Origin of the sequence: Nonomuraea recticatena (genome assembly GCF_039533245.1) — a bacterium.
Taxonomy (GTDB): Bacteria; Actinomycetota; Actinomycetes; order Streptosporangiales; family Streptosporangiaceae; genus Nonomuraea; species Nonomuraea roseola.
The window spans coordinates 325545-348671 of the sequence record NZ_BAAATE010000002.1; the positions used below are offsets into that span (position 1 = coordinate 325545).

Annotated in this window: 23 protein-coding genes; 12 read left to right on the forward strand and 11 right to left on the reverse strand. The window is 70.2% G+C overall.

Annotated features, from left to right (window positions below):
• Window positions 1-99 precede the first annotated feature (99 nt).
• Window positions 100-1398: a methyltransferase, FxLD system gene (fxlM, locus tag ABFX50_RS04800; protein ID WP_346143562.1), complete on the reverse strand. Its 1299-nt coding sequence runs from the start codon at window positions 1396-1398 to the stop codon at window positions 100-102.
• A 288-nt stretch (window positions 1399-1686) separates the two neighbouring features.
• The gene (locus ABFX50_RS04805; protein ID WP_346143564.1) at window positions 1687-2754 is read right to left on the reverse strand and encodes a flavin-containing monooxygenase; all 1068 of its coding nucleotides are present in this window, start codon (window positions 2752-2754) and stop codon (window positions 1687-1689) included.
• Window positions 2755-2811: 57 nt separating this feature from the next.
• Here ABFX50_RS04805 and ABFX50_RS04810 point away from each other — a divergent pair, with 57 nt between their 5' ends.
• Window positions 2812-3150, forward strand: coding sequence for an ArsR/SmtB family transcription factor (locus tag ABFX50_RS04810; protein WP_346143566.1), 339 nt, complete (start codon window positions 2812-2814; stop codon window positions 3148-3150).
• 3 nt (window positions 3151-3153) lie between these two features.
• On the opposite strand, the gene ABFX50_RS04815 is transcribed toward ABFX50_RS04810, so the two are convergent.
• Complete coding sequence (locus tag ABFX50_RS04815; protein ID WP_346143568.1) at window positions 3154-3486, reverse strand: sigma factor-like helix-turn-helix DNA-binding protein; 333 nt, start codon at window positions 3484-3486, stop codon at window positions 3154-3156.
• Between the two features lie 314 nt (window positions 3487-3800).
• On the opposite strand from ABFX50_RS04815, the gene ABFX50_RS04820 reads away from it, so the two are divergent.
• Genes ABFX50_RS04820 through ABFX50_RS04850 form a run of 7 tightly spaced genes read left to right on the forward strand, consistent with a single transcriptional unit; the run spans window position 3801 to window position 9627 of the window.
• On the forward strand, window positions 3801-3938 hold the full coding sequence (locus ABFX50_RS04820; protein ID WP_183645566.1) for a hypothetical protein: 138 nt from the start codon (window positions 3801-3803) through the stop codon (window positions 3936-3938).
• 27 nt (window positions 3939-3965) lie between these two features.
• Window positions 3966-5366, forward strand: coding sequence for an FAD-dependent oxidoreductase (locus ABFX50_RS04825; protein ID WP_346143570.1), 1401 nt, complete (start codon window positions 3966-3968; stop codon window positions 5364-5366).
• A 40-nt stretch (window positions 5367-5406) separates the two neighbouring features.
• Window positions 5407-6645, forward strand: coding sequence for an MFS transporter (locus tag ABFX50_RS04830; RefSeq protein WP_346143572.1), 1239 nt, complete (start codon window positions 5407-5409; stop codon window positions 6643-6645).
• 31 nt (window positions 6646-6676) lie between these two features.
• On the forward strand, window positions 6677-7051 hold the full coding sequence (locus tag ABFX50_RS04835; protein ID WP_183645563.1) for an ArsR/SmtB family transcription factor: 375 nt from the start codon (window positions 6677-6679) through the stop codon (window positions 7049-7051).
• Entirely contained in the window at window positions 7048-8097 is a 1050-nt protein-coding gene (locus ABFX50_RS04840; protein WP_346143575.1) for an ArsO family NAD(P)H-dependent flavin-containing monooxygenase, read from the forward strand. Before ABFX50_RS04835 ends, ABFX50_RS04840 begins: the two co-directional genes overlap by 4 nt.
• 55 nt (window positions 8098-8152) lie before the next feature.
• Window positions 8153-8422: a hypothetical protein gene (locus ABFX50_RS04845; RefSeq protein WP_346143577.1), complete on the forward strand. Its 270-nt coding sequence runs from the start codon at window positions 8153-8155 to the stop codon at window positions 8420-8422.
• Window positions 8419-9627: a M28 family metallopeptidase gene (locus ABFX50_RS04850; RefSeq protein ID WP_346143579.1), complete on the forward strand. Its 1209-nt coding sequence runs from the start codon at window positions 8419-8421 to the stop codon at window positions 9625-9627. Before ABFX50_RS04845 ends, ABFX50_RS04850 begins: the two co-directional genes overlap by 4 nt.
• A gap of 78 nt (window positions 9628-9705) precedes the next feature.
• Here ABFX50_RS04850 and ABFX50_RS04855 read toward each other — a convergent pair whose 3' ends face one another.
• Both ABFX50_RS04855 and ABFX50_RS04860 read right to left on the reverse strand, forming a co-directional pair.
• Window positions 9706-10938 (reverse strand): GNAT family N-acetyltransferase, encoded by a 1233-nt coding sequence (locus ABFX50_RS04855; RefSeq protein ID WP_346143581.1) that lies wholly within the window; start codon window positions 10936-10938, stop codon window positions 9706-9708.
• Window positions 10939-10951: 13 nt separating this feature from the next.
• Window positions 10952-11287: an ArsR/SmtB family transcription factor gene (locus tag ABFX50_RS04860; protein ID WP_346143583.1), complete on the reverse strand. Its 336-nt coding sequence runs from the start codon at window positions 11285-11287 to the stop codon at window positions 10952-10954.
• Between the two features lie 358 nt (window positions 11288-11645).
• Here ABFX50_RS04860 and ABFX50_RS04865 point away from each other — a divergent pair, with 358 nt between their 5' ends.
• From ABFX50_RS04865 to trpA, 4 genes are all read left to right on the forward strand, one after another.
• Entirely contained in the window at window positions 11646-13019 is a 1374-nt protein-coding gene (locus ABFX50_RS04865; protein WP_346143585.1) for a DUF6585 family protein, read from the forward strand.
• A 110-nt stretch (window positions 13020-13129) separates the two neighbouring features.
• Window positions 13130-13294: a tryptophan biosynthesis modulator TrpM gene (gene trpM / locus ABFX50_RS51275; protein WP_379503890.1), complete on the forward strand. Its 165-nt coding sequence runs from the start codon at window positions 13130-13132 to the stop codon at window positions 13292-13294.
• 213 nt (window positions 13295-13507) lie between these two features.
• Window positions 13508-14752, forward strand: coding sequence for a tryptophan synthase subunit beta (trpB, locus tag ABFX50_RS04870; RefSeq protein ID WP_346143587.1), 1245 nt, complete (start codon window positions 13508-13510; stop codon window positions 14750-14752).
• Window positions 14749-15564, forward strand: coding sequence for a tryptophan synthase subunit alpha (gene trpA, locus ABFX50_RS04875; RefSeq protein ID WP_346143589.1), 816 nt, complete (start codon window positions 14749-14751; stop codon window positions 15562-15564). The genes trpB and trpA overlap by 4 nt, the downstream gene beginning before the upstream one ends.
• 139 nt (window positions 15565-15703) lie before the next feature.
• Here trpA and pstS read toward each other — a convergent pair whose 3' ends face one another.
• The 6 genes from pstS to ABFX50_RS04905 form a co-directional block, all read right to left on the reverse strand.
• Window positions 15704-16687, reverse strand: coding sequence for a phosphate ABC transporter substrate-binding protein PstS (gene pstS / locus ABFX50_RS04880; protein WP_346143591.1), 984 nt, complete (start codon window positions 16685-16687; stop codon window positions 15704-15706).
• A gap of 219 nt (window positions 16688-16906) precedes the next feature.
• Window positions 16907-17110: a hypothetical protein gene (locus tag ABFX50_RS04885; RefSeq protein ID WP_346143593.1), complete on the reverse strand. Its 204-nt coding sequence runs from the start codon at window positions 17108-17110 to the stop codon at window positions 16907-16909.
• A 257-nt stretch (window positions 17111-17367) separates the two neighbouring features.
• Complete coding sequence (locus ABFX50_RS04890; RefSeq protein WP_346143594.1) at window positions 17368-17820, reverse strand: DUF6623 family protein; 453 nt, start codon at window positions 17818-17820, stop codon at window positions 17368-17370.
• Between the two features lie 159 nt (window positions 17821-17979).
• The gene (locus ABFX50_RS04895; protein ID WP_346143596.1) at window positions 17980-19677 is read right to left on the reverse strand and encodes a DUF7737 domain-containing protein; all 1698 of its coding nucleotides are present in this window, start codon (window positions 19675-19677) and stop codon (window positions 17980-17982) included.
• 54 nt (window positions 19678-19731) lie between these two features.
• Entirely contained in the window at window positions 19732-22125 is a 2394-nt protein-coding gene (locus tag ABFX50_RS04900; protein ID WP_379503886.1) for an ATP-binding cassette domain-containing protein, read from the reverse strand.
• Window positions 22126-22560: 435 nt separating this feature from the next.
• Window positions 22561-23040, reverse strand: a complete 480-nt coding sequence (locus tag ABFX50_RS04905; RefSeq protein ID WP_346143598.1) for a hypothetical protein — start codon at window positions 23038-23040, stop codon at window positions 22561-22563.
• Window positions 23041-23127 lie beyond the last annotated feature (87 nt).

The following is a 23127-nucleotide window of genomic DNA, read 5'->3' on the forward strand; positions in this document are numbered from 1 at the left end:
GCGTACACGGCCGTGCATGGAGGTCATAGGCAGGTCCTTCCCGAGGTTGGTTGTCACCGCTCCTGTTACGAGTAAGGCGGCGGTGTTTCTATGCGACCATCACGCCCAGGTCATGACCAGTTGGGTGTGACGTTTGCGGAAGATCTGGCCATCGGCGGGTTCCGGCACGGTGGCGTCGGCGGGATAGAGCGTGAAGTCCGGGCCGGAGTGGTTGCGCCAGCCGCGGTCCCAGCTCTGCACGTGATCGCAGAGCTGCTGGGCGAGCTCGGCACGGTGGGGGCCGTGACCGTGGATACCGAACTCCCACCGCCGCTCCTCGGCCTCGTCGATCCGTTGCACTTCGCGGATGGTGAGGTAAGCGAACGAGTCTGGGGTGATGAGGACCGGGCAATACCAGCGCATCGCCAACGTGACGAGGTCCTTGCCCCGTTCAGGGTCCGCCCAGACCATGCCGAACCTGTCGTCGACCGTCGCGATCCACAGGTGCATCGAGTCGAACGACTCCCCATGAGCGGCCATCACGCCGGTCCACAGCTCAGCTCGCTTCCCGGCCAGCGCCTGGTCGAGCGCGGAGACGTCGAGCGTGGGGCCGCTCTCGATCGTCAGCTTCACGGCGCCATCCGCGAGAGCGGCCTCCTGGTCGAGATAAGCGCCGGCACCCTGGATCGCGACGAACCCGCACACGGTCGGGTCGAGGCCGCGCAGCCGGTCGCCGTCTCGGACGAAGGTGAACGAGCGAGTGATCGTCGAGAAGCGGAGCGGGATGACCAAGCGGCCGCCCTCAGCGAGAAGGTGCCCCCAGGGGCAGTCCCAGGCCCCCACGGTGACGATGATGGCGTCATAGCCGCCCTCCGGAGCGTGCTCCTCGGCGGCGTGCTCGGCATCGCCCAGGACGACCTTCACCTGCGGGTAGCCGGTCGCGGTCAGAAATCGGGCTGCGCGCTCGGTAACCCACGGATCAATGTCCATGGTGACGGTCAAGCCCTCGTCGCCGACGAGCTCGGCGATCAGGGCGGCGTTGTACCCGCCGCTTCCCACCTCGAGAACCTTGGCCCCGCGGCAGAGGTTGGCTGCCTCCAGCATGTCGGCCTGAAGCCAGGCCGCGGAGACCGAGCTCGTCGCCCGGCCCGTGGCGTTGCGCTTGGTGACGACCACATCCCTCGATGAGTAGGCGGCGGTAAGGGCCGCTTCAGGGGCGAACCGCTCTCTCGGGACCTTCGCGAAGGCCGCTGCGACCTCCGGGGAACGGATGTAGCCCTGCTCAGTCAGCGTCGCGACCATGTCGGCGCGCAGGCGCTCAGGGGACTCGGAGGGCAGGGTGTCGGTGGTCATCGGCCAACGATACTTTCGCTCGGGGACAGTTTCGGGAACCTGGCAAGCGCGGAGAGCCTCGCTCATGACCTGCCTGAGTCGGCTAACTCGGTCTCTCCGGGGGAAAGAGGGGGCCCTTGGCCAAGCAACCGCAGACAGGAGATCGTTCATGCGGTGGTGTGGGCGGGGGCGAGGTCAGGCCGGGCGGCGACTGCGTCGCGGAGGAAGGTGCGCGTGGTCATCGGCCGCGCGGTCACCGGCCTGCAGGTTCGCTGAGGGAGGCTCAGCGGCATTGATCGTGGTCGGCCAGCAGCGTCCCCGCCTCCATCGGGCGCGACTGCGGTGAGCGCGATCCCGTAAGCGAAAGGCCTCCTGTCACAGGCCGTACGCGGCCAGAGCGCCACCGGCGTAGGCGGCCATCGGGGCGGCGATGTGGGCGGCGTCGAGGTGCACGCCGCGCAGGGTGTTGGAGGCGAACGAGCGCTGGAACTCCAGGCCCACGTAACCCAGCCCCAGGTGGGTGGTCGACAGACCGCCGGCCTGCAGCGGCAGCCCGCCGGCGTCCAGGGCCCCGAGCGGCCGAAGGTAGTCCAGGTGAGGTCGGTAGCCGGTGGCGAAGATGACCGTGTCGACCTGCTCGGCCGTGCCGTCGGACCAGATGACGTGCTCGCCGTCGAAGCCGGTGAACATCGGGCGGCGGTCCATCCGGCCCTCCTGCAGGGCGGCGGCGTAGTCGCCGGTGTCCAGGACGAGCGTGCCGGTGGCGATGCGGGCCAGCCACTGCGGGGGCAGGGAGTCGAAGCCGGTGGTGGTGTGCCAGTAGTGGATGTCCTTGCCGCCGACCAGCTGGGGCATGAACTGGACCGGTTGGCGGGTGGCCAGGGTGACGGTGGCGCTGCCGGCCAGTTCGTAGGCGACCTGGACGGCGGAGTTGCCCGCGCCGACCACGATGACCCGCTGCCCTGCGTAGTGCTTCGGATGGCGATAGTCGGCCACGTGGAGAAGCCGGCCGGTGAAGCTCTCCCGGCCGGGCACCTCGGGGACATACGGATTTCCGAAGGAGCCGCTGGCCGCCACCACGCCGGCCGTGCGAAGGGTGTCGCCTCCTTCGAGGTGCACCAGAAAGCCGCCGGAGCCGTCGGCCTCCACCGCGCTGACGCGGGTGGTGGTGCGGATCTCCACGTCCAGGCGGTCGGCGTAACGCCGCAGGTAGTCGACGACCTCGTCGCGGTGCGGGTAGTGGTCGCCGTCACCGTCGAAGGGCGGACTGGGCATCGCGCTGTAGCGGGCGGGTGAGAAGAGGGTGAGGCTGTCGTAGTAGTGGGCCCACGAGCCGGTGGGGTGCTCGCCCGCCTCCAGGATGACGGGCGTGAGTCCGGCGTCGCGCAGAGCTCGGGCGGCGGCCAGGCCTGACTGGCCGCCGCCGATGACGATCGTGTTCATGTGCTGCATCATATCGTCATATTAGGAAATGACAATATGAGCGAGTAGAGTCATCCTATGGAGATGGCGAGCGACATCGAGCTGACCGACGCGGCGCGCGGCTTCCTCAAGGCCATGGCCAGCGACACGCGTCAGCAGATCCTCATGCTGTTCTCCGGCGGAATCGAGCTGACCGTCAACGAGGTCGCCGAGCGCATGTCGCTGGCGCAGTCGGCCACCTCCACCCATCTGGCGACCCTGCGCGACGGCGGTGTGCTGACCTCGCGGCGGGAGTGGAAGACGGTCTACTACCGCGCCGACCCTGCCAGGATCGGCAGGGCGCTGAGCGATCTGCAGGCCAGTTTGCAGGCGTGCTGCCCGCCGACTGACTGTGCTCCCGGCGGCGGTTGCGGCTGAGCCTCAGCAGGGGCAGGGGCCGTGCTTCTCGACGGAGCGGACGGCCTTGCGCGCGTCGAGCTCGACCCGGCAACACGCGCCCAGCAGGTCCCCCAGTCGCCTGCGTGCGCGTTGCACCCGCGACTTCATGCCGGGGACGGAGACGCCGGCCCGCCGGGCGGCCTCGGCCTGGGTCATACCCTCGTACTCGGTGAGGACGATCGCCTCACGGTAAAGGTCGGGCAGCCCGGCGACCAGTGGTTTCAGGCACTGCGCCAGCAAAGCCGACTCCTCGGCGTCGCTCTCGCCGAGCTGCAGGCTGCGGTCGGCGGCGATCTGTGCATGTGTGCGAGCCATCGTCGCTGATCGGCGGTGGTGGTCGATGACTGGCAGCCGCAGCTGCTCGGCGCTTCGGCGGCGGCCTCGCCTTCGACAGTGCCGCAGCACTCGGCCTTGGCTTCGAGGGCGCAACAGGTTTCGTGGGCGGCGGGCGTGCAGCACTGGATGGTCATCAGATGCCTCCATGTCGGTTCGGGCGAGTCACTTGGTAGACGCGGCCGGGCCGGCAGGGATGCACCTCGCAGCTTAGGCGCCCCTCTAATTTGACATCTCTCTAATCAGTGAGGCAAGCTGCCAACTACTTCGACAAACTTCTAAACAGGAGGTGCGCGATGCGCGCTCTGTTCCGCCGGATCCGCCGGGTGCAGGACGTCACGCTCGACGAGGCACACGGCGTGGTGTGTGACGCCGCGTGCCGCGCGGCCGCCGCCGTGGACCGTTCGCGCACCTCCGTCCTGCTCTTCCGCTAACCCTTCAGAGACCCAGGAGAAGCCCTCATGAGCGACAGCTGCTGCGGCACCACCGCGTCCCTTGAGCTTGAGCAGATCGCCACCTCCGGTGCCACCGGCGCGCTGCCGGTCGTGGTGATCGGCGCAGGTCCCGTCGGACTGGCCGCCGCCGCCCACCTGGCCGAGCGCGGCCAGGACTTCCTGGTCCTGGAGGCCGGCGAGCAGGTCGCCGCCTCGGTCGCCCGGTGGGGCCACGTCCGCGTGTTCAGCCCGTGGAAGTTCAACATCGACGCCGCCGCCAGGCGCCTGCTGAAGGCCGACGGCTGGAGCGAGCCCGACCCCGAGTGGCTGCCCACCGGAGCCGAGCTGATCACTGATTACCTCGCCCCGCTGGCCAAGCTGTTCGGCGACAAGGTACGGCTGCACGCCAAGGTGGCGGCGATCAGCCGCCTCGGCTACGACCGGGTCCGGACCAACGGCCGCGAAGACGTCCCGTTCCTGATCCGGCTCGACGGCGGCGAGGAGCTGCGCGCCCGCGCGATCATCGACGCCTCCGGCACCTACGTCACGCCGAACGTTCTGGGCGCCAGCGGCCTGCCCGCACACGGCGAGAACTCCGTGGAGGTCGACCACGCCCTGCCCGACGTCCTCGGCGCCGATCGCGAGCGCTACGAGGGCAGGCACACGCTCGTCGTCGGCGCCGGCCACTCGGCCGCCACCACCCTGCTCGCCCTGGCCGAGCTGGAGGACTCGCAGATCACGTGGGCGATCCGGGCCACCGATGCCAGCCGCACCTACGGCGGCGGCGGTGCGGACGCCCTTCCGGCTCGCGGCGCGATCGGCACCCGGCTTCGAGCACACGTCGACTCGGGCCGCATCACCCTGGTCACCGGCTTCTTCGCTCACTCTGTCACCCGTAGCGGCGGCCAGGCGATCGTGGTCAGCCGTGACCCGTCCGGCGTCGAGCAGTCGGTCACCGTGGACCGCATCGTGGCCGCGACCGGCTACCGGCCCGACCACTCCATCGCCGCCGAGCTGCGCCTGGACCTCGACCCGATTCTCGGCTCCACCCGACAGCTGGCCCCGCTGATCGACCCGAACCAGCACTCCTGCGGCACGGTCCCCGCCCATGGCGTCGACGAGCTGTCCCACCCCGAGCCGGGCTACTACGCCGTCGGCGTCAAGAGCTACGGCCGCGCCCCCACGTTCCTGATGGCCACTGGTTACGAGCAGGTCCGCTCGGTCGTCGCGGCGGTCGCCGGTGACTGGGAGGCCGCCTGGGACGTGCAGCTCGACCTGCCCGAGACCGGCGTCTGCTCCTCCAACCTCGCCGAGGCCCAGGAGCAGCGCGTCGGCCTGGCCACCGGTATCAGCGGCGGCCTGCTGGCCACCCCGCTGCCCCTGGCCACCGTCGGCGCCTCCACCGACGGCGGCGGCTGCTGCGGCTGAAAGCACGCATCGACATGTCGGCCGGACACGCGACCGCCTGGTGAGCACCAACGCCGAGACCGCCGTCCCCGAGACCAGGGACGGCGGTCAGCCACGCTCCGGCCGTGGGTGGCGGATCGTCGCCGCCCTCGCCGTCACGCAGACCATCGGGTACGGCGTGCTCTACTACGCCTTCTCCGTCTTCCTCACCCCCATGGCGGCCGACCTGCAGGCCGGCACCACCCAGATCGCCGCCGCTCTCACCACCGCGATCCTCGTCGCCGCGCTGTGCGCCCCGCTGGTCGGCCGCCTGCTCGACACGTACGGCGGCCGGGGGTTGATGAGCGCCGGATCCGTCCTGGGCACCCTCGCCGTGCTGGCCTGGTCCAGAGTCGACAGCCTGCCCCAGCTCTACGCTGTCTTCGCCGCCATCGGCGTCGCCTGCTCGATGGTGCTCTATGAGAGCGCCTTCGCCGTCATCGTCAGTTGGTTCGACGGCCCTGCTCGCGCGCGCGGCCGGGCCAACGCGCTGCTCGCGCTCACCGTCGTCGCCGGGTTCGCCTCCTCGATCTTCCTGCCGCTCACCGGCCTGCTGGTGGAGTGGCACGGCTGGCGTCAGGCCCTCGTCATCCTGGCGCTGATCTATGGCGTGGCGGCGATCCCCCTGCACGCGCTCGTCGTGCGCCGCCGTCCCCGCACCAGGCAGAAGCCCGCCACAGCAGAAGATCGTGCCGGCATCGTCAAGGCAGCCACCCGGCGGCGGCCGTTCTGGCTGCTGGTGATCGCCTTCACCGCCAACGGCGGCGCGGCGGCGGTGATGGCAGTGCTGCTCATCACCTACCTCGTCCACCTCGGGCACCCACCCGTTCTGGCCGCGACGCTGGCCGGGCTGCTGGGCGTGCTGTCGGTGACCGGGCGCCTGCTCACCACCGGCCTGCAGCGCCGTCTGCCCGCCGCGCTCATCGCCGCTTCGATCTTCGCTCTCCAGGGGGTCTCCGTCCTGCTGCTGCCGCTGGTCGGGCACACGGTCCCGGGGGCGATCGGCTGTGTGCTGGGATTCGGGCTCGGCTTCGGCATCGCCTCCATCACCCTGCCGCACCTGCTCCTGCAGCGGTACGACTCGACGGCGTACGCCTCGCTGTCGGGCCGCATCGCCGCCTTCTCCGTCACCGACAAGGCCCTGGCCCCGCTCGGAGCGGTGGCGCTGGCCCAGGCGGCCGGCTACGGCTGGGTGATGGGCGCGGTGGCCGTCGCCTGCGTGATCGCCGCGTTGGCTCTGGTCGCCTACCATCGCCTATAGTTTCGATATATGTCGAAGTAGGGAGTGTCGCATGACCGCTGTCACGATCCAGTGCTGCGCGCCGATCGCGCGCGAGCCGCTGTCGGAGACCGACGCGGCTGATCTCGCGGTCATGCTCAAGGCCGTCGCCGACCCGGTACGGCTGCGCCTGCTGTCGATGATCGGCTCACACGCGGGCGGCGAGGCCTGCGTCTGCGACCTCACCGACGCCTTCGACCTGACCGCCCCGACCATCTCCCACCACCTCAAGGTGTTGCGTACGGCAGGCCTGATCGACGGAGAGCGGCGCGGCACCTGGGTCTACTACCGGATCATCCCCGAGGCGGTGAACAGGCTGGGAGCCCTGTTCGCGCCACTGACAGAGCCCGCGCCAAGGTCGGTGGAGCTGGAGCTCACCCCCGCATGACCGAAGGTCCGCGCGAGGTCGACGTCCTGGTGATCGGCGGCGGCCAGGCGGGCTTGGCGGCCGGCTACTACCTGCGCCGGGCCAAGGCCGACTTCGTCATCCTCGACGCCCAGGACCGGCCCGGCGGGGCGTGGCAGCACGCCTGGCCATCCCTGCGCCTGTTCTCGCCCGCCCAGTACAGCTCCCTGCCCGGCCGGATGATGCCCGCCCCGTCCGGCGGCGGCTACCCCGGCGCCGAGGACACCGTCGCCTACCTCGGCGACTACGAGCGGCGCTATGAGCTGCCCGTGATCCGCCCCGCCACCGTCCATGCCGTACGGCGGGGCGATGAGCGGCTGCTGGTCGAGACCGGCGCGGGCACGTGGCGGGCCCGCGTGGTGATCAGCGCGACCGGGACCTGGTGGCGCCCCTACGTCCCGCACCACCCCGGCATCCGCGACTTCCGGGGCCGGCAGCTCCACACCGTGAACTACCAGGGCCCCGAGCCGCTCCGTGGCAAGCGTGTGGTGATCGTCGGCGGGGCCAACTCCGGCGCCCAGATCCTGGCCGAGGTCTCCACCGTCGCCGACACCACCTGGGTCACGCGGCGTCCGCCCCGCCTGCTGCCCGACGAGGTCGACGGCCGGGCGCTGTTCGCCCTGGCCACCCGGCGCACTGAGGGCGGAGCAGGCATCGGCGACCTGGGCGACATCGTCGCCGTCCCGCCGGTCCGCGAAGCCCGCGACCGCGGCGTGCTCAAGGCCGAACCGATGTTCAGCCGCATCACCCGCGAAGGGATCGCCTGGCCCGACGGCACCAGCCTGCCGTGCGACGCCATCATCTGGTGCACCGGCTTCCGCCCCGCACTGGGCCACCTGGCTCCGCTACGGCTGCGCGGTCCCGGCGGGCTCATCCCGGTCGACGGCGCTCGCGTTGTCGGCGAACCGCGCCTGCACCTGCTCGGCTACGGCGACTGGACGGGACCGGCCTCCGCCACGCTGATCGGCGCCGGCCGTACCGCGCGTGCCGCTGTCGCCGACATCATGACGCAACTCCAGGCTGATTAGACGTTCTTCTATATTGACTACCATCTAATTATTTGCCAGACTCACTCTTGTTTAGATGTTCATCGAATCTAGAGAGGGTCTTGTCGTGACGACTGAGACTTCCGGCGGCTTCATCGGCGATCTGCAGGACGCTTTCGCTCCGCCCGCGTCCGGAGGCTGCTGCGGCGCGCCCGCCCCGGCGGCCGGCACGGCGACCGCCGAGACCACGACCACGAGCTGTTGCGGGAGCGAAACCGCCGCCGCCGAAGCCGCGGCCGGCGGCTGCTGCGGGCAGGCGCCCGCGGCGGCGGCCTCGAGCGCCGACGCGGCCGGATGCTGCGGATGACGTCCTCTCCGCTCATCCAGGCGCCGGCGCTCGTGGCGGTCCTGGGACGGATCTCGGTCCAGCGGATGTCGGCCACCGTGCAGGAGCTCGCGCACGACCGCTACGCCGGTCGTCGCGTGGGCACTGCCGGTGGACGGTCCGCCGCGGCGTGGCTCGCGGAACAGCTCCGCGCTCTCGGCGCAGAGGTCGAGTCCGAGTCCTTCACCGTCACCAGCGTGCGCGAGCTGTACGGCACGCCGGTCCTGGAGTGGACCGCCGATGGCCGTACGCGACGCCTGGAGCATCGCAGGGAGTTCGTCGAGCACCTGGCCTCGGCGGAGCTTCCGCACGCGCACGCCGCACCAGTGGTGGCCCCGACCGACACCGCCGACGTGCATGGCCGGTGGGTGCTGGGCGATGCCGCCGACTGGGCGCGGGCCGAGGAAGGCGGGGCGGCCGGAGTGCTGACCGCACGAGGAACCGACGCCGACGGGTGGATGCCCAAGATGATCGCCGGCCCAGGGGTCCGCACGGTCCCGGTCATCGCCCTGCGCCCCGATCTGCACCGCGAGCTCGGCGAGGCGGTTACTCGCACTGCCGTCCAGGTGACGGCTTCGATGCCGTTGAGGTCGGTCAGCGTCGACGGTCTCAACGTGTACGCGCACCTGAACCGCAGCCACGGAGCTCCACGCGTCCTGCTGACCGCCCACCATGACGGCGTAGGCGACGACCCGCAGCGCCGCCTGCCCGCCGCCGCGGACAACGCCTCGGGCGTGGCCGCGATCCTGGAAGCGGCGCGCGTGCTGTCAGCACAGGCGCTGCCGATCAACCTGTCGGTGGCCTTCCTGGACGCGGAGGAGGCAGGCGCCCTGGGCTCAGCCCATCACGTCCGCGCCGTCCCGCCGGACACCCTGGTGATCAACCTCGACGGCGCGGCCAAGCTCCATGAAGCCGCCTCGGTTGAGGCGGGAGGGCCCGCGCACGGCCTCCTCGCCGCCCTGGACCAGGCCGGGCGCGAGACGGGCGTGCCCCTGCGGGCCGGAGCCATGGCCTCGGACAACCGCCGCTACGCCGCGGCCGGACTGGCCGCGATCGGCATCGGGATGGGCATGCCGGGCTACCAGACGCCAGCCGAGACGCCGGACCGCGTCGAGGCGGGCACCCTCCTGGCCGCAGCCCGGCTGGTCACCGCCACGGTGTGGCGGCTGGCCCACGCCGACTCCTGAGCCGGCACCCTCCGCTCCTCAAGCAGCGTGCGGATGCGGCGTGCGGTGCCCCATAGGCGGTGGGGAGCCGCCTCGGCGTCAGGTGCCGATCACCGTGCTGCGCCGTTCCAGCAGCAGGACGTCGCGCCAGGCTCCGTAGTGGCGTCCGACCCGCTCGCGGGTGCCCACGACGCGGAAGCCCAGCGCCTGGTGCAGCGTCAGGCTTGCGGTGTTCTCAGGAAAGATTCCTGACTGGATCGTCCAGATACCGGCGTCCTCGCTGGCGGCGATGAACGCGGTGAGCAGGGCGCGGCCGATGCCGTGGGCCTGGCAGCCGGGATGGACGTAGACGCTGTGCTCGACCACGCCCGCGTAGACCGGCCTGGCCGAGACGGCTGACGCGGCGACCCAGCCGACCACCTCGTCCGTCTCGGTGTCGACGGCGACGTAGCGCAGGTGCGGCAGCCTGCCGGCGGTGAAGCCCTCCCAGTTCGGTGCGACGGTCTCGAAGCTGGCCTGGGCGGTATCGAGACCCGCCTGATAGATCGACAGCACCTGGCCGGCGTCGGCCTCTCGCATCGGCCTGATCTCCAGGCCAGGCCCGATCGCGGGCTTGTGCGCCTGGACGATGGCCGAGCGGACCCCGTCACCGTGGTCGGCGGTGAAGGTGATGACGATGCCGACGAAGCCCGCCTGGCCGAGCAGGGCGCGGTACTCCTCGACTGTCAGGGATCCGGCCACGCAACCTACCCGTTGCTCGGCGGCGGCCCGCCGTACCGGATCCACGGGCCCGTCGGTGACCACGTCGCTCACCCCGAACCGCCCGCCGGGCCGTAGAACCCGGAAGGCCTCGGCCAGGACGGCGGGCTTGTCGTCGGACAGGTTGATCACGCAGTTGGAGATGACGGCGTCCACGCAGTGGCCGGGCAGCGGGACGGCCTCGATCCTGCCGTGCAGGAACTCCACGTTGCTCACGCCCGCCCGGGCGGCGTTCTCGCGGGCGAGTTCCAGCATGTCGGGGCTGGCGTCCAGGCCGTAGGCCCTGCCGTGCGGGCCGACCCTGCGCGCGGACAGCAGCACGTCGATGCCGCCGCCCGAGCCGAGGCCGAGCACGGTCTCCCCGGCGTGCAACCCGGCGACGGCCACCGGGTCGCCGCATCCCGGGCCGGCCCGCAGCGCCCCCTCGGGAAGGCCGGTGGTGTCGTCGTATCCGGCCGTCCCGAAGCAGCCTTGGTGGAATTCTTCTTCCGCGTCGCAGTCGACGACGACCTTGCCGGTGAGGGCGGCGCATGCCAGGCCCGAGTAGCGCTTCACGACCTCGTCATGTGCCATCGAGATCTCCTGTTCAGTCGCAGGCGGGTGAGGCCGGTACGGGCTTGCCCATCACCACGTCGGCGGCGGTGGGGAAGCAGCTCACGCAGGCCTCGTTGATCCGGTAGAGGCTGGAGGTTCCCTGCCGCTCGACCAGTACGAAGCGCACCTCGGCCAGGATCTTCAGGTGGTGCGACACGGTCGACTGGCCGACGCCGGAGACGCTCACGATCTCGCCCACGGTCATCGGCTCACGGCGCCGCGCCAGCAGCGACACGAGCTGGATGCGTGTGGCGTCGGCCAGCGCCTTGAACCAGCTCGCGTACTCCTCGGCCTCGGCCCGATCCAGCGGCTTCACGTCCGTATTCATCGACAATCGACGATAGTCGATAGATCTTCGTAAGGGAACCCCTGCAAGGCTGGATCCTGCGCCGGTCGTAGCCGCCGCCGTCCGCGTCGGTTCTCGTCAACGCCTTCCTGAACTTCACCGTCCCGGCCGGCGAAGGACTCCGTGACCGCGCCTACACCTGGACGGCCAGCGCCTATCTCATCCTGGCAGCGGGATACGAACAGCGCCTGCGCTCCACCTGAGGCGACGGCTCCGGACGGTGGCCGGCGGTCGCGGCGACCCGGATCGTGGCGGGCAGGTGCGGCGGCCACGGCATCGGGCCTGTGCCCAGGTCTCGCTCCGAAGCCTGCGTTCACCAGAGATGTTAGAACATGGGGGCATGAATGATCAGATCAGGGACATCGCCGCCCGCATGGGAATCGGCAGGCCTGAAGCGGTCTACGGGCCCGCGGACGGAGTGACTCCGTGGGATCGGGAGCTGCATCTTTTCGAGCACGGGGTGGTCGTCCGGTTAGCCGATGGCAGGATTCAGGGCTTCCCCTGGGGCTCGGTGACGGTGCTGAAGGATGTCATCGACCCGTTCAGGAGCGTGTACTCGCTGAACGACGGCGTCGCGCCGGCGGTGGTGATCGATGGATTCGACAGGGCGGAGGAGTGGGGACCCGCCATTCATGGGGCCGTCCTGCGGGCGCATCTGCCGCAGGCACGGGCGGCGCTGCAGGCGGGCCGTCCCGTCGCCTTCGGTGAGATCACCGTCACCCAGCAGGCGTTGCTCGCTCCGACCGGCGCGCTGCCGTGGCACAGAATCAGCGAGGTCAGGGTCGAGAACGGCGCCGCCGTGGCCAAGGTGGGGGAGCAGTGGCAGCCGCTGACGACCACTCACGTCCGCGACATCCCGAATTTCCTCGTCCTGTTCTCGCTGATCGAGGAGCTCAGGAACGGGGCTCCGGCGCCGCGTTCCCGGGTGGGCTGGGTGGTCGGCGGGGTCGCGAGCGTCTTGGTCGCCGCCTTGGTGGCCGGAGGGATCGTCGGCGTCAAGCGCCTGGTCAGGACGGGTGTCAGCCAGAGCCTCGCCGCCTCGGACCAGACGGCCGCGCCCACCGTCTCGCCGTCCGACACCCCCTCGACACCCTCTGATACGTACTCTCCGACCGCCGAGCCCGACCCTTCCCCGTCGGAGGAGCCGTTCGACCCGTCCGTCCTCGACGACGAGGACACCGATGAGACCCCGATCACGCCTGACGCGTTGCTCGCCGGCTCCTTCACCACCCGCAAGGGCGTGCGCTACACCCTCAAGGGAACCAGGTCAGATGACTGCCCCGCCTGGTTCCAGGAAGGCCATGTCCGGCAAGTCCTGCGCAAGGCGCGCTGCCGCGGGATGATCTCGGGCATCTACGCCAGCGCGAACTCGACGAAGAGAAATCGCATCATGGTGGTCGTGCGGGTCATTCCCTTCAAGGACGCGGACACGGCCGAAACCGCGTTCAACAGACTCCAGGCAGGCTCGAGGGACTGGGGCTTCATGTGTCCCATGAAAGGGCCAGGATCCCAGCTGTGCGCCAACGGCCGCGGAAGCTGGTCCTCGGCCTACATCTGGGGATGGACCCAGAACAGCCATCGGTACGTCATCTCGAGCTTGGCTCTGTACGAGAACCTCGCTAATGGCCGCAGCACCAAGCCGTGGCTCAGTGATGCGTCGAAAGCCGTACTGGGCGCTGCAGGACCCATGGTTCACCACGACGGCACCGACTGACACGATCGCGCCTCCCGCCGGCCTCCCTCCCCGCCGCCGCGGCGAGCTCCACGCTCCCCGGCCTCGGGGCATGATGGTGCCCAAGCCCCCCAGGTACTAAGCTTCCGGTCATGCCGGTTGCCGCCCGTCTTGCCCCTGGTTGCCGCCCGCGCGGCTGCCGGGCGCCTGCGCGGCGTGTGCACGGCCGCCGGGTGCGGTACGCGATCGGCTCCGATCCTGGCCAGGTCAACGGCATGCGATGGCTTTGCGCGCCGCGCATGGCGCGGGGTGTCTGAGGGGATTTCTTCTCCCCTGCCCTGACTCTTCACCCGACACCGGGGGCGCTGTCCCCCAGCTCCTCAAGCGTGCCCGCAGACCGGGCCGCTGAGGGCTCGCGCCTTTCGGGAGAGGCAAGGAGGAAGGCCCCTCCACCCCACCAGCGGATACGCGTTCCGTGACCATCACAGCCAGACATCCGGGGCGTGTGCCCCGGCATAGGAGCATGTCGCATGTCCAGCGAATTCTTCATCCCGGACCCGGAGGGTCAGGTCCCCAGCGCCGAAGGGTACTTCGGCGCGTTCGGCGGCAAGTTCATCCCGGAGGCCCTGGTCGCCGCCGTGGACGAGGTCGCCGTCGAGTACGAGAAGGCCAAGGCCGATCCCGCGTTCGTCGCGGAGTTCGAGGATCGGCTCGTCAACTACTCCGGGCGCCCGAGCGCGCTCACCGAGGTGCCGCGGTTCGCCGAGCACGCCGGCGGCGGGCGGATCTTCCTCAAGCGGGAGGACCTGAACCACACCGGCTCACACAAGATCAACAACGTGCTCGGGCAGGCCCTGCTCACCAAGCGGATGGGCAAGCCCAGGGTCATCGCGGAGACCGGCGCCGGCCAGCACGGTGTCGCCACCGCGACGGCCTGTGCGCTGTTCGGTCTCGAATGCACCGTCTACATGGGCGAGATCGACACCGAGCGTCAGTCGCTCAACGTCGCCAGGATGCGGATGCTGGGTGCCGAGGTCATCCCGGTCAAGTCCGGCTCCCGCACGCTCAAGGACGCCATCAATGAGGCGTTCAGGGACTGGGTCGCGAACGTCGACAGGACGCACTACATCTTCGGCACGGCCGCGGGACCGCATCCCTTCCCTGCCATGGTCCGCGACTTCCACCGCGTCATCGGCGTGGAGGCCCGCCGCCAGATCCTGGAGCGGGCCGGGCGGCTGCCGGACGCGGCCATCGCCTGCGTCGGCGGGGGCTCGAACGCACTCGGCCTCTTCCACGGCTTCCTTCCCGACAGCGGTGTACGTCTCATCGGCTGCGAGGCCGCAGGGCACGGCGTGGAGAGCGGCGAGCACGCGGCCTCGCTGTCCGCGGGCGAGCCGGGCATCCTGCACGGCTCGCGGTCGTACCTCCTGCAGGACGAGGAGGGTCAGATCACCGAGCCCTACTCGATCTCGGCCGGTCTGGACTATCCGGGCATCGGGCCCGAGCATGCGTATCTGAGGGACATCGGCCGCGCCGAGTACCGTCCGGTCACCGACGACGCGGCGATGCGGGCGTTTCGGCTGCTCTCGCGGACCGAGGGCATCATCCCGGCGATCGAGAGCGCGCATGCGCTCGCCGGAGCCCTGGAAGTCGGCGGTGAGCTCGGCAAGGACGCACTGATCGTCGTCAACCTGTCCGGGCGCGGCGACAAGGACATGGACACGGCCGCGCGTTACTTCGAGCTGTACGACGCCGCCGAGGGGGAGTCGAAGTGAGTGGCAACATCCAGCTGTTGAGCGACACTCTCGCCCGGGCCAGGGCCGAGGGCCGCTCCGCGCTCATCGCCTACGTCCCGGCCGGCTTCCCGACCGTCGACGGTGGCATCGAGGCGGTCAAGGCGGTCCTCGAATCCGGCGCGGACGTCGTCGAGGTAGGGCTGCCGCACAGCGACCCGGTGTTCGACGGACCGGTCATCCAGACGGCCGACGACATCGCCCTGCGCGGCGGGCTCAAGATCGCCGACGTGATGCGCACCGTCCGCGAGGCACACGCCGCCACGGGCAAGCCCATCCTGGTGATGACGTACTGGAACCCGGTCGACCGCTACGGCGTCGAACGCTTCGCCGTCGAGCTCGCAGAGGCGGGCGGCGCGGGCTGCATCCTGCCCGACCTGCCCGTCCAGGAGTCGGCGACCTGGCGCGAGCACGCCGAGAAGCAGGGCCTGGCCACCGTCTTCGTCGTCGCGCCGAGCAACAGGGACGAGAGGCTGAAGGAGATCACCGCGGCCGGTTCGGGATTCGTGTACGCCGCCTCGCTCATGGGGGTCACCGGCACGCGCGCCTCCGTCGGAGAGGCCGCGGCCGCCCTGGTGCGGCGCACCAGGGCGGCCACCGAACTCCCGGTCTGCGTCGGCATCGGCGTGTCCAACGGGGAGCAGGCCGCCGAGGTCGCGGGGTTCGCCGACGGTGTGATCGTCGGCTCCGCCTTCGTCAAGGCGCTGCTCGACGCACCCGACGAGGCGGCAGGGCTGGCGGCGATCCGGACGCTCACGGCCGAGCTCGCCAAGGGCGTACGCGGGAACGTGTAGCTGAGGCCTGAACCGGGGAGGCACGCTGATGCCTCCCCGGTCGGGTCGCCGGTGTGAGCAAGAACCACCGTGGGGAAAGCACCGCCCGTCAGCCCGCGACGCGGGTGACATGGAGTCGGCCGGCGCGATGCCCCGAGTTTCAGCGCGTGGCGTCGAGCCGGGCGCGCACCTTGGTGAGGAGGTCGTCCGGGAGGGGCGCGTAGCCGTGCAGGGAGAGGTACGACTGGCCGGCGTCGCTCGCGGTGTAGCGCAGGAAGGTCCGCACCAGCGGGTCGGAGTTGTTCGAGCAGGTGATCGCGTAGGTGACCAGGATGATGGGGTAGGCACCCTTGGCTTCGGTCAGGTAGTCGAGCTTCACCACCGGACCAGCATTCTCGCCCACGAGCCGGGCGCCCCTCAGAGCCTGGGTGGCACTCCGCGGCGAGAGCGCGACGAAGTGGCCCGAGGCGTTGCGCACCCTGGCGGTGCGCAGGCGGGCGTTGCTGGCGAATCCGTACTCCACGTACCCGATGGAACCCGTGGTGTCCTGGACGGCCTCGGTGATCCCCGTGGAGCCCGCGACGCCTTGCCCTGAGCCGGTCCACTTCCTGCCTGGCTCGTACGGCCAGCGGCCCGCCGCCTTGAGATAGGCAGTGAGGTTATGGGTCGTACCCGAGTCGTCGGAGCGATGAAAGAGCCGGATACGGGTGTGCGGCAGAGGGCTGCCGCGGTTGTCGGCGGCGATCTCCTGGGCATCCCACCTGGTGATCCGTCCGCTGAAGATGCCGGTCACGGTGGTGGGCGACAGCTTCAGACCCGGCACGGACGGCAGGTTGTAGGCCAACGCGATCGGGCCGACCACCATGGGCAGGTGCGCCACGCGGCTGCCGCAGCGCCTGTCGGCCAGCGCCTGTTCGCCGGATCGCATCGCGACGTCGGAGCCGGCGAACGCGGTGGCGCCCGCGATGAAGTCGCGAATGCCGGCCTCCGACCCGTTGGCCCGGTAGTCCACCCGCAGTTCTGGGTGGATCTGGTGGAACTCCGCACGCCAGGCGTCCATCGCGCCCTTCTGCGCGCTCGAACCCGAGCCAGAGATCGACGCGGCGATCGGCAGGCTCCGGGGCACGTCATCGCGGGGCAACATCGCCGTCACGCTCAGGCCGGTTCCGTAGGCGGCCACGGTGAGGGCAGCGAGTACACGCGGCCAAGCGGTCGATGTCCGTTGTGCCATCTCAAGAGGCTACGAAGGGGTTGTTGCGGGTCCGTGAACCCCTTGCCAAACTCCTGGCCCCAAACGGTCATCGAACCGGCAAGCCGGTCCTACCGGCAGGGGTGCCGCTGCCTGCCCGGCCGGGGAAGGAGGTCAGGCCTTGGCGGGGAGGGCGGCGGCGCGGAGGGTGTCGAAGTTGGCGACGTCCTGGCCATAGATGTGCCGGTCGTCCACCGCAGCTATCGCCGACGCCGGACGCGGCCGACAGCAGCGCCGGAGTGCAGGGCTGGCGGGCTTGGAGTAGATGCCGTGAGTCGGGCCGATCCCGGCGACCTTGCCGAGGCACACCACCGCCACCCGGCCGCTCAGGTGGTGGACGACACCGAGGCCGCGGGAGATGAACAGGCGGGCGATGCCGAGGTCGCGCTGGAACTCCTGCTACAGGTGAAGATCCGGGCGCGGACCGGGACGTCGATGGTCACGCCGCCTGCCAGGGTGAGGCCGGCGAAGCAATGCCGGAACTGGCGCGGTTCGGCTGTCTCGTGCAGGTGCACGCCGTCAACGCCGCCGCAGGTGCGCGGCGCGTACGGCGTGATCGGCCGTGTCAGGCGGGTTCAGACGTTGTGGAAGAAGTCTCCACCGAAGCCGCTGATGAAGAACTCGCTGTCGCTGGAGGCGGAAAGGTTGACGACGAGCAGTGTGGCGCCGATGCCGAAGGCGATGTTGGCCTGGCGGACGCTGAAGGAGTTCACGCTGTCCACCCCCTGCGAATGATCGCCCTGCTTGCGCATCTCCTTGAAGGTGTTGATGCGGCGGGGACCGTCGAAGACGTGCAACTCCGCGATCGCGCTGTTCTGACGCGCGTGGAACAGGACCATCAGCTTCTCGAGGGTGGCGCGGTCGTTCTCCACGATCACCGGCGTGGGGACCGGCAGATGGATCCATTCGCTCCGGCCTGGCGGGATCGTGAAGGTCACCCCGAAGCCCTGGCGGAGCGTCCGCAGATTGGCGGTCTCGGGGAATGCCGTGTATCCCGACGCCCAGGAGGCGTACAACTTCTCCGCCATGACCATGCCTCTTCTCGTCGCCCGCCGGACTTCTGCGGGATTCCCTGCAGCGGCCCCACGCGAACCCTGGGAGACGCTTTGCTCACCGCCGAGACAGGGCCGCCTGCGGCCACGCGTTCGGCGGTTCAGGGGTGAAGGGCGCCCTCTTCCGTACGTGGTTCAGGCTCGGATCTGACGGGTGATCGAGGGGTCGGTGATGGCGGTGTCGTTCGCCAGGAGGAAGGCCTTGCTGAGGATGAGCGCCAACCGGCCGTCCTCCTCGAACGGGAGAAACAGCCCGGCGTGGGGGTCGCGGGCGGAGACGATGCACAGGTAGGCGTCGTTGGGCTCCATCAGGATGTTGGCCGACCCCAGGTGGATCTTGTAGGTGCGCAGGTCGCCCCTGACCACCAGGAAGCGGTCGGTCAAGGCACACCGGTCGGCGATGGCCGTACGCCCGATCAGCCGGGACAGCACGTCCCGTCGCACCTCGGCGGAGGGCTGCAGCGCCGCGAACGAGCCGGTCCGCCAGTACTCCTGCAGCCGGTCCGGCCCGCTGTCGGCCCACTGGGGATCGGCCGTGATCGAACAGACCCCTACGAACAGGTCCACATCCCGCATCGCCTCGCTGAACACCAGCGCGGGGACCTCGGCCAGCGGCGCCAGGCGCCACCCGCCCTCGACCAGCCGGTGGAAGAGGACCTGCCCGGTGAGCGCGTAACCCTCCTCGTAGAGGTCGTGGTCCAGCGTCGCCCGCCACTGCCCGCCGGCCAGCAGCCGCCGCCCGTCGCCGCCGTCGAAGCCGCCGTCCCACGGCCCCAGGTAGTTCGATTTCCAGCCCCGGGCCTTGAACAGCGCGCGGAGCCTGCGGTAGTCAACCACATGCCCGGCGAACCGGCGCGAATGGTCGCGCGTCTCCTCCTCGGCGGGCGTCAGCAGGTAGACCTCGCGGAAAGCCTGCTTGTACGGCTGGCGCAGCTCCTTGTCCTGCACGACCTCGCGCCAGGCCCGAACCTCCTCCACCGACGCGCGGGCCGGATGCCACGGCCGCACCGGCACGTCCGGCACGTTCAGCCCCAGCTCGCTGCGCCACAGACCGGGGGAGACCTCGAACTCCCAGATCAGCCGCTCGGCGATCGGATGACCCTCCAACTGCCGATACGGCGGAGCCTCCTCGGCGGTGTAGCTCGCCTCCAGCGCCCTGGCCAGGGTCGTCTGCTGTTGTTGAACCAGCTTGACCTGCTCGCGCAGCCGCTTCACCTCCTCGGGATGCTCCCGCTTGACGGCCGCAGGGACAGATCTGAGCTTCCTGTCGCCGTGCCACCATGACAGCTCGGCTGCGCCGTCGATCGAGATCACCGCCGCGTGCTCGCCGAACGCCTGCCGTACCCGCCCGTCGGGTAGCCGGAACGCCACCTCCAGCCGCTCGGCCAGCGCGGGCTCGACGCGCTTGAACATGCGGTCGAGCTGCTTGGGCACCCCGGCGTGCCGGGTGGTCCGGCGGGCGGCGCGCAATGAGGAGATCGCCTCGGGGGTCGGGTGGTCCTCCACCGCGCGGGCGATCTCGAACAGCAGGGCCTGGGAGGGCAGCGTCTTGGCCTGGGTGGGCGCGACCGCGACGCCGCGCAGCAGCCGGTCCAGCAGGGCGGGCAGCCAGGGCTCGTCGCGGTAGAGCGCGAGCCGTACGGCACGCCCGAGAGTTCTCGTCTCCCAATAGTCGAACGCCTTGTCCGCCTGGTAAGGGATCTCCCCTGTCTGGATCGCCGCGACGCGGGCCTCGGCCTGCTCCAGGGCGACGCGGGCGAAGGCGGGGTAGCCGGGCAGGCCGTCCAGCCTGCGGCGAGTGCCTCCTCGTCGGAGGCCCCGGTCCCGGTTCACCGGGGACGAGTCGAAACAGGGGAGAGGAGCCTCTGGCGTCCGCGAGGCCCTCGGTCAGGTGCCGACGTAGGCCGCGAGGTGCTCGCCGGTGAGGGTGGAGCGGGCAGCGACGAGGTCGGCGGGTGTGCCCTCGAAGACGATCCGGCCGCCGTCGTGGCCGGCGCCCGGGCCGAGGTCGATGATCCAGTCGGCGTGCGCCATGACCGCCTGGTGGTGCTCGATGACGATGACCGACTTGCCGGAGTCGACGAGCCGGTCGAGCAGGCCGAGCAGGTGCTCGACGTCGGCGAGGTGCAGGCCGGTGGTCGGCTCGTCGAGGACGTAGACCCCGCCCTTGTCGGCCATGTGGGTGGCCAGCTTGAGCCGCTGCCGCTCGCCGCCGGACAGCGTGGTGAGCGGCTGGCCGAGACTGAGGTAGCCGAGCCCGACGTCGGCGAGCCGCTCGAGGATGGCGTGCGCGGCCGGCGTGCGCGCCTCACCGGCGCCGAAGAACTCCTGGGCCTCGGTCACCGACATCGCCAGAACCTCGCTGATGTCGCGGCCGCCCAGGTGGTATTCCAGCACCGCTGCCTGGAACCGCTTGCCCTCGCACTCCTCGCAGGGGGTCTCCACGCCGGCCATCATCCCGAGGTCGACGTAGATGACGCCGGCGCCGTTGCAGGTGGGGCAGGCGCCCTCGGAGTTGGCGCTGAACAGCGCCGGCTTGACGCCGTTGGCCTTCGCGAACGCCTTGCGGATGGGGTCGAGCAGTCCGGTGTAGGTGGCCGGGTTGCTGCGTCGCGAGCCCTTGATGGCTCCCTGGTCGACCGAGACGACACCCGCGCCGGCCGGGATCGATCCGTGGATCAGCGAGCTCTTGCCGGAGCCCGCGACGCCGGTGACGACGCAGAGGACGCCGAGCGGGATGTCGACGTCGACGTCCCGGAGGTTGTGGCGGGTGGCGCCGCGGATCTCCAGCGTGCCCTTGGGGGTGCGCACCGTCTCCTTGAGGACGGCCCGGTCGTCGAGGTGGCGGCCGGTGATGGTGCCGCTGGCGCGCAGGCCCTCGAGGGTCCCCTCGTAGCAGATGGTGCCGCCTGCCGTACCGGCGCCGGGTCCGAGGTCGACGACGTGGTCGGCGATCGCGATCGCCTCCGGCTTGTGCTCGACGACGAGCACCGTGTTGCCCTTGTCCCGCAGCCGCAGCAGCAGGTCGTTCATCCGCTGGATGTCGTGGGGGTGCAGCCCGATGGTGGGCTCGTCGAAGACGTAGGTGACGTCGGTGAGCGCCGAGCCGAGGTGGCGGATCATCTTGGTGCGTTGCGCCTCGCCGCCCGACAGCGTGCCGGCCGGCCGCTCGAGCGAGAGGTAGCCCAGCCCGATCTCCACGAACGAGTCGAGGGTGTGCAGCAGCTTGCCGAGCAGCGGCGCGACCGAAGGCTCGTCGAGGCCGCGGACCCATTCGGCCAGGTCGCGGATCTCCATCGCGCAGGCGTCGGCGATGCTGATGCCCGCGATCTTCGAGGAGCGGGCCGCCTCGGTGAGCCGGGTGCCGTCGCACTCGGGACAGACGGCGAAGGTGACCGCCCGGTCCACGAACTCCCGGATGTGCGGCTGCATCGCCTCCCTGTCCTTGGACAGGAACGACTTCTGGATCTTGGGGATCAGCCCCTCATAGGTGAGGTTGACGCCCTCGACCTTGACCTTGGTCGGCTCCTTGTAGAGGAAGTCCTGCATCTCCTTCTTGGTGAACTGGCGGATCGGCTTGTTCGGGTCGACGAAACCCGACTCGGCGTAGACCCGCACCGTCCAGAAGCTGTCCGACTTCCAGCCGGGGATCGTGAACGCGCCCTCGGAGAGCGACTTGGAGTCGTCGTAGAGCTGGCTGAGGTCGATGTCGGAGACCTTGCCGCGGCCTTCGCAGCGCGGGCACATACCGCCGGTGATGCTGAAGTCGCGACGCTCCTTCACGGTCTTTCCCGCACGCTCCAGGCGGACCGCGCCCGCGCCACTGATCGAGGCGACGTTGAAGGAGAAGGCCTGGGGCGAGCCGATGTGCGGCTTGCCGAGCCGGCTGAACAGAATGCGCAGCATCGCGTTGGCGTCGGTGGCGGTGCCGACCGTGGAGCGGGGGTCGGCGCCCATCCGCTGCTGGTCGACGATGATCGCGGTCGTCAGCCCGTCGAGCACGTCGACCTCGGGCCGCGCCAGCGTCGGCATGAAGCCCTGCAGGAACGCGCTGTAGGTCTCGTTGATCAGCCGCTGCGACTCCGCGGCGATCGTGCTGAACACCAGCGAGCTCTTGCCCGAGCCGGAGACGCCGGTGAACACCGTCAGCCGGCGCTTCGGGAGCTCGATGCTGACGTCCTTGAGGTTGTTCACGCGCGCGCCGTGCACGCGGATCAGATCGTGGCTGTCGGCAGCGTGCAGCGCAGGCGAATGCGGGTCCGGCCTCGGGGCCATGCTCATCGTGTCTCCATCTGTTACATCTGTTACACGGGTGCCGCTTTCGCGGTCTCCGTCGGCGTCGCCTGGCTCGATCTAACCAGCTTTGAGCAGTACGTCTGCTGCTCCTTCGCTTCGGCCCATGGCGCCTTCGGGCCCGCCCACGCGGCGTGCCCGCCGAGGTGGCAGAGGTCGAGCAGCTCGCTCACCCACGCCCAGCCGGCGGGATACGGCGGGGGAGATGCCGAACCAGCGGTACGGCATCGCGGGCGTCCGCGGGTCGAAGCCGGTGCGCGCGACCGTCACCCGCTGCTGCGGCAGCGCGACGGGATCGGCACGAATCGGTCCTGAAGTAGCCCGTGGACGGTACCACCAGGGTCGGGGACGGGTCGCCACCAGGCGGCCGCACGCCGGCGTCGCGCACGGGCTCCGCCACGGTGGCACCCACGGCGCTCAAAGTCACTCCTCCTCCGGGCGGTCGCGAGAGAAGGCCGGACTCGCGGCGAGGGAGATGTCCATGGCAGTCACGCTAGGTGCGGCTCGGGGGGCGACGCTTCTCGATTCCTGACCGGTCTGGCCGGCTTCGGCCACGGACTTGCCGTACTTCACGCCTTTGGGCGCCTTGGTGAGCACGTGCCCTGCCAGGCTGGTCGCGGAGGTCAGGGCGATGGAGCCGTGGGTGGCGGCCTTGTGGGGTGAGCCGGCGGCGCCGGCGGCGGCCATCAGCGAGATCGCGCCCCACGCGGCGGTCCGCAGGGTGAGCTTGTCCTGGTCGGTGAGGGTGGTCGTCGGCGAGCGCCGCATTCCCCAGACCCCGAGTTCACCGCCAGCCTGCGGCTCGAAGTGGTCGAGGAGCTCGACGCGATCGGGCCGTACGAGATCCTCACGTACGTCGCCGGTGTCACCGTGCGGTCCGCCAAGCCTCTGACCAGGTTTCATACGTGATCGGATATGAAGCGTGCCCCAATATCGCTATTAGACATCGTCTCGTCGGATCTGCTTTGCTCCTGCCTTCTGGTGAACATA

Excerpts from the sequence above, each read along its gene's own strand:
- fxlM (WP_346143562.1), bottom strand. The coding sequence starts at position 1,398 with ATGAGCGAGGCTCTCCGCGCTTGCCAGGTTCCCGAAACTGTCCCCGAG.
- ABFX50_RS04805 (WP_346143564.1), bottom strand. The coding sequence starts at position 2,754 with ATGAACACGATCGTCATCGGCGGCGGCCAGTCAGGCCTGGCCGCCGCC.
- ABFX50_RS04810 (WP_346143566.1), top strand. The coding sequence starts at position 2,812 with ATGGAGATGGCGAGCGACATCGAGCTGACCGACGCGGCGCGCGGCTTC.
- ABFX50_RS04815 (WP_346143568.1), bottom strand. The coding sequence starts at position 3,486 with ATGGCTCGCACACATGCACAGATCGCCGCCGACCGCAGCCTGCAGCTC.
- ABFX50_RS04820 (WP_183645566.1), top strand. The coding sequence starts at position 3,801 with ATGCGCGCTCTGTTCCGCCGGATCCGCCGGGTGCAGGACGTCACGCTC.
- ABFX50_RS04825 (WP_346143570.1), top strand. The coding sequence starts at position 3,966 with ATGAGCGACAGCTGCTGCGGCACCACCGCGTCCCTTGAGCTTGAGCAG.
- ABFX50_RS04835 (WP_183645563.1), top strand. The coding sequence starts at position 6,677 with ATGACCGCTGTCACGATCCAGTGCTGCGCGCCGATCGCGCGCGAGCCG.
- ABFX50_RS04840 (WP_346143575.1), top strand. The coding sequence starts at position 7,048 with ATGACCGAAGGTCCGCGCGAGGTCGACGTCCTGGTGATCGGCGGCGGC.
- ABFX50_RS04845 (WP_346143577.1), top strand. The coding sequence starts at position 8,153 with ATGTTCATCGAATCTAGAGAGGGTCTTGTCGTGACGACTGAGACTTCC.
- ABFX50_RS04850 (WP_346143579.1), top strand. The coding sequence starts at position 8,419 with ATGACGTCCTCTCCGCTCATCCAGGCGCCGGCGCTCGTGGCGGTCCTG.
- ABFX50_RS04855 (WP_346143581.1), bottom strand. The coding sequence starts at position 10,938 with ATGGCACATGACGAGGTCGTGAAGCGCTACTCGGGCCTGGCATGCGCC.
- ABFX50_RS04860 (WP_346143583.1), bottom strand. The coding sequence starts at position 11,287 with ATGAATACGGACGTGAAGCCGCTGGATCGGGCCGAGGCCGAGGAGTAC.
- ABFX50_RS04865 (WP_346143585.1), top strand. The coding sequence starts at position 11,646 with ATGAATGATCAGATCAGGGACATCGCCGCCCGCATGGGAATCGGCAGG.
- trpM (WP_379503890.1), top strand. The coding sequence starts at position 13,130 with ATGCCGGTTGCCGCCCGTCTTGCCCCTGGTTGCCGCCCGCGCGGCTGC.
- trpB (WP_346143587.1), top strand. The coding sequence starts at position 13,508 with ATGTCCAGCGAATTCTTCATCCCGGACCCGGAGGGTCAGGTCCCCAGC.
- pstS (WP_346143591.1), bottom strand. The coding sequence starts at position 16,687 with ATGTTGCCCCGCGATGACGTGCCCCGGAGCCTGCCGATCGCCGCGTCG.
- ABFX50_RS04890 (WP_346143594.1), bottom strand. The coding sequence starts at position 17,820 with ATGGCGGAGAAGTTGTACGCCTCCTGGGCGTCGGGATACACGGCATTC.
- ABFX50_RS04900 (WP_379503886.1), bottom strand. The coding sequence starts at position 22,125 with ATGAGCATGGCCCCGAGGCCGGACCCGCATTCGCCTGCGCTGCACGCT.
- ABFX50_RS04905 (WP_346143598.1), bottom strand. The coding sequence starts at position 23,040 with ATGAAACCTGGTCAGAGGCTTGGCGGACCGCACGGTGACACCGGCGAC.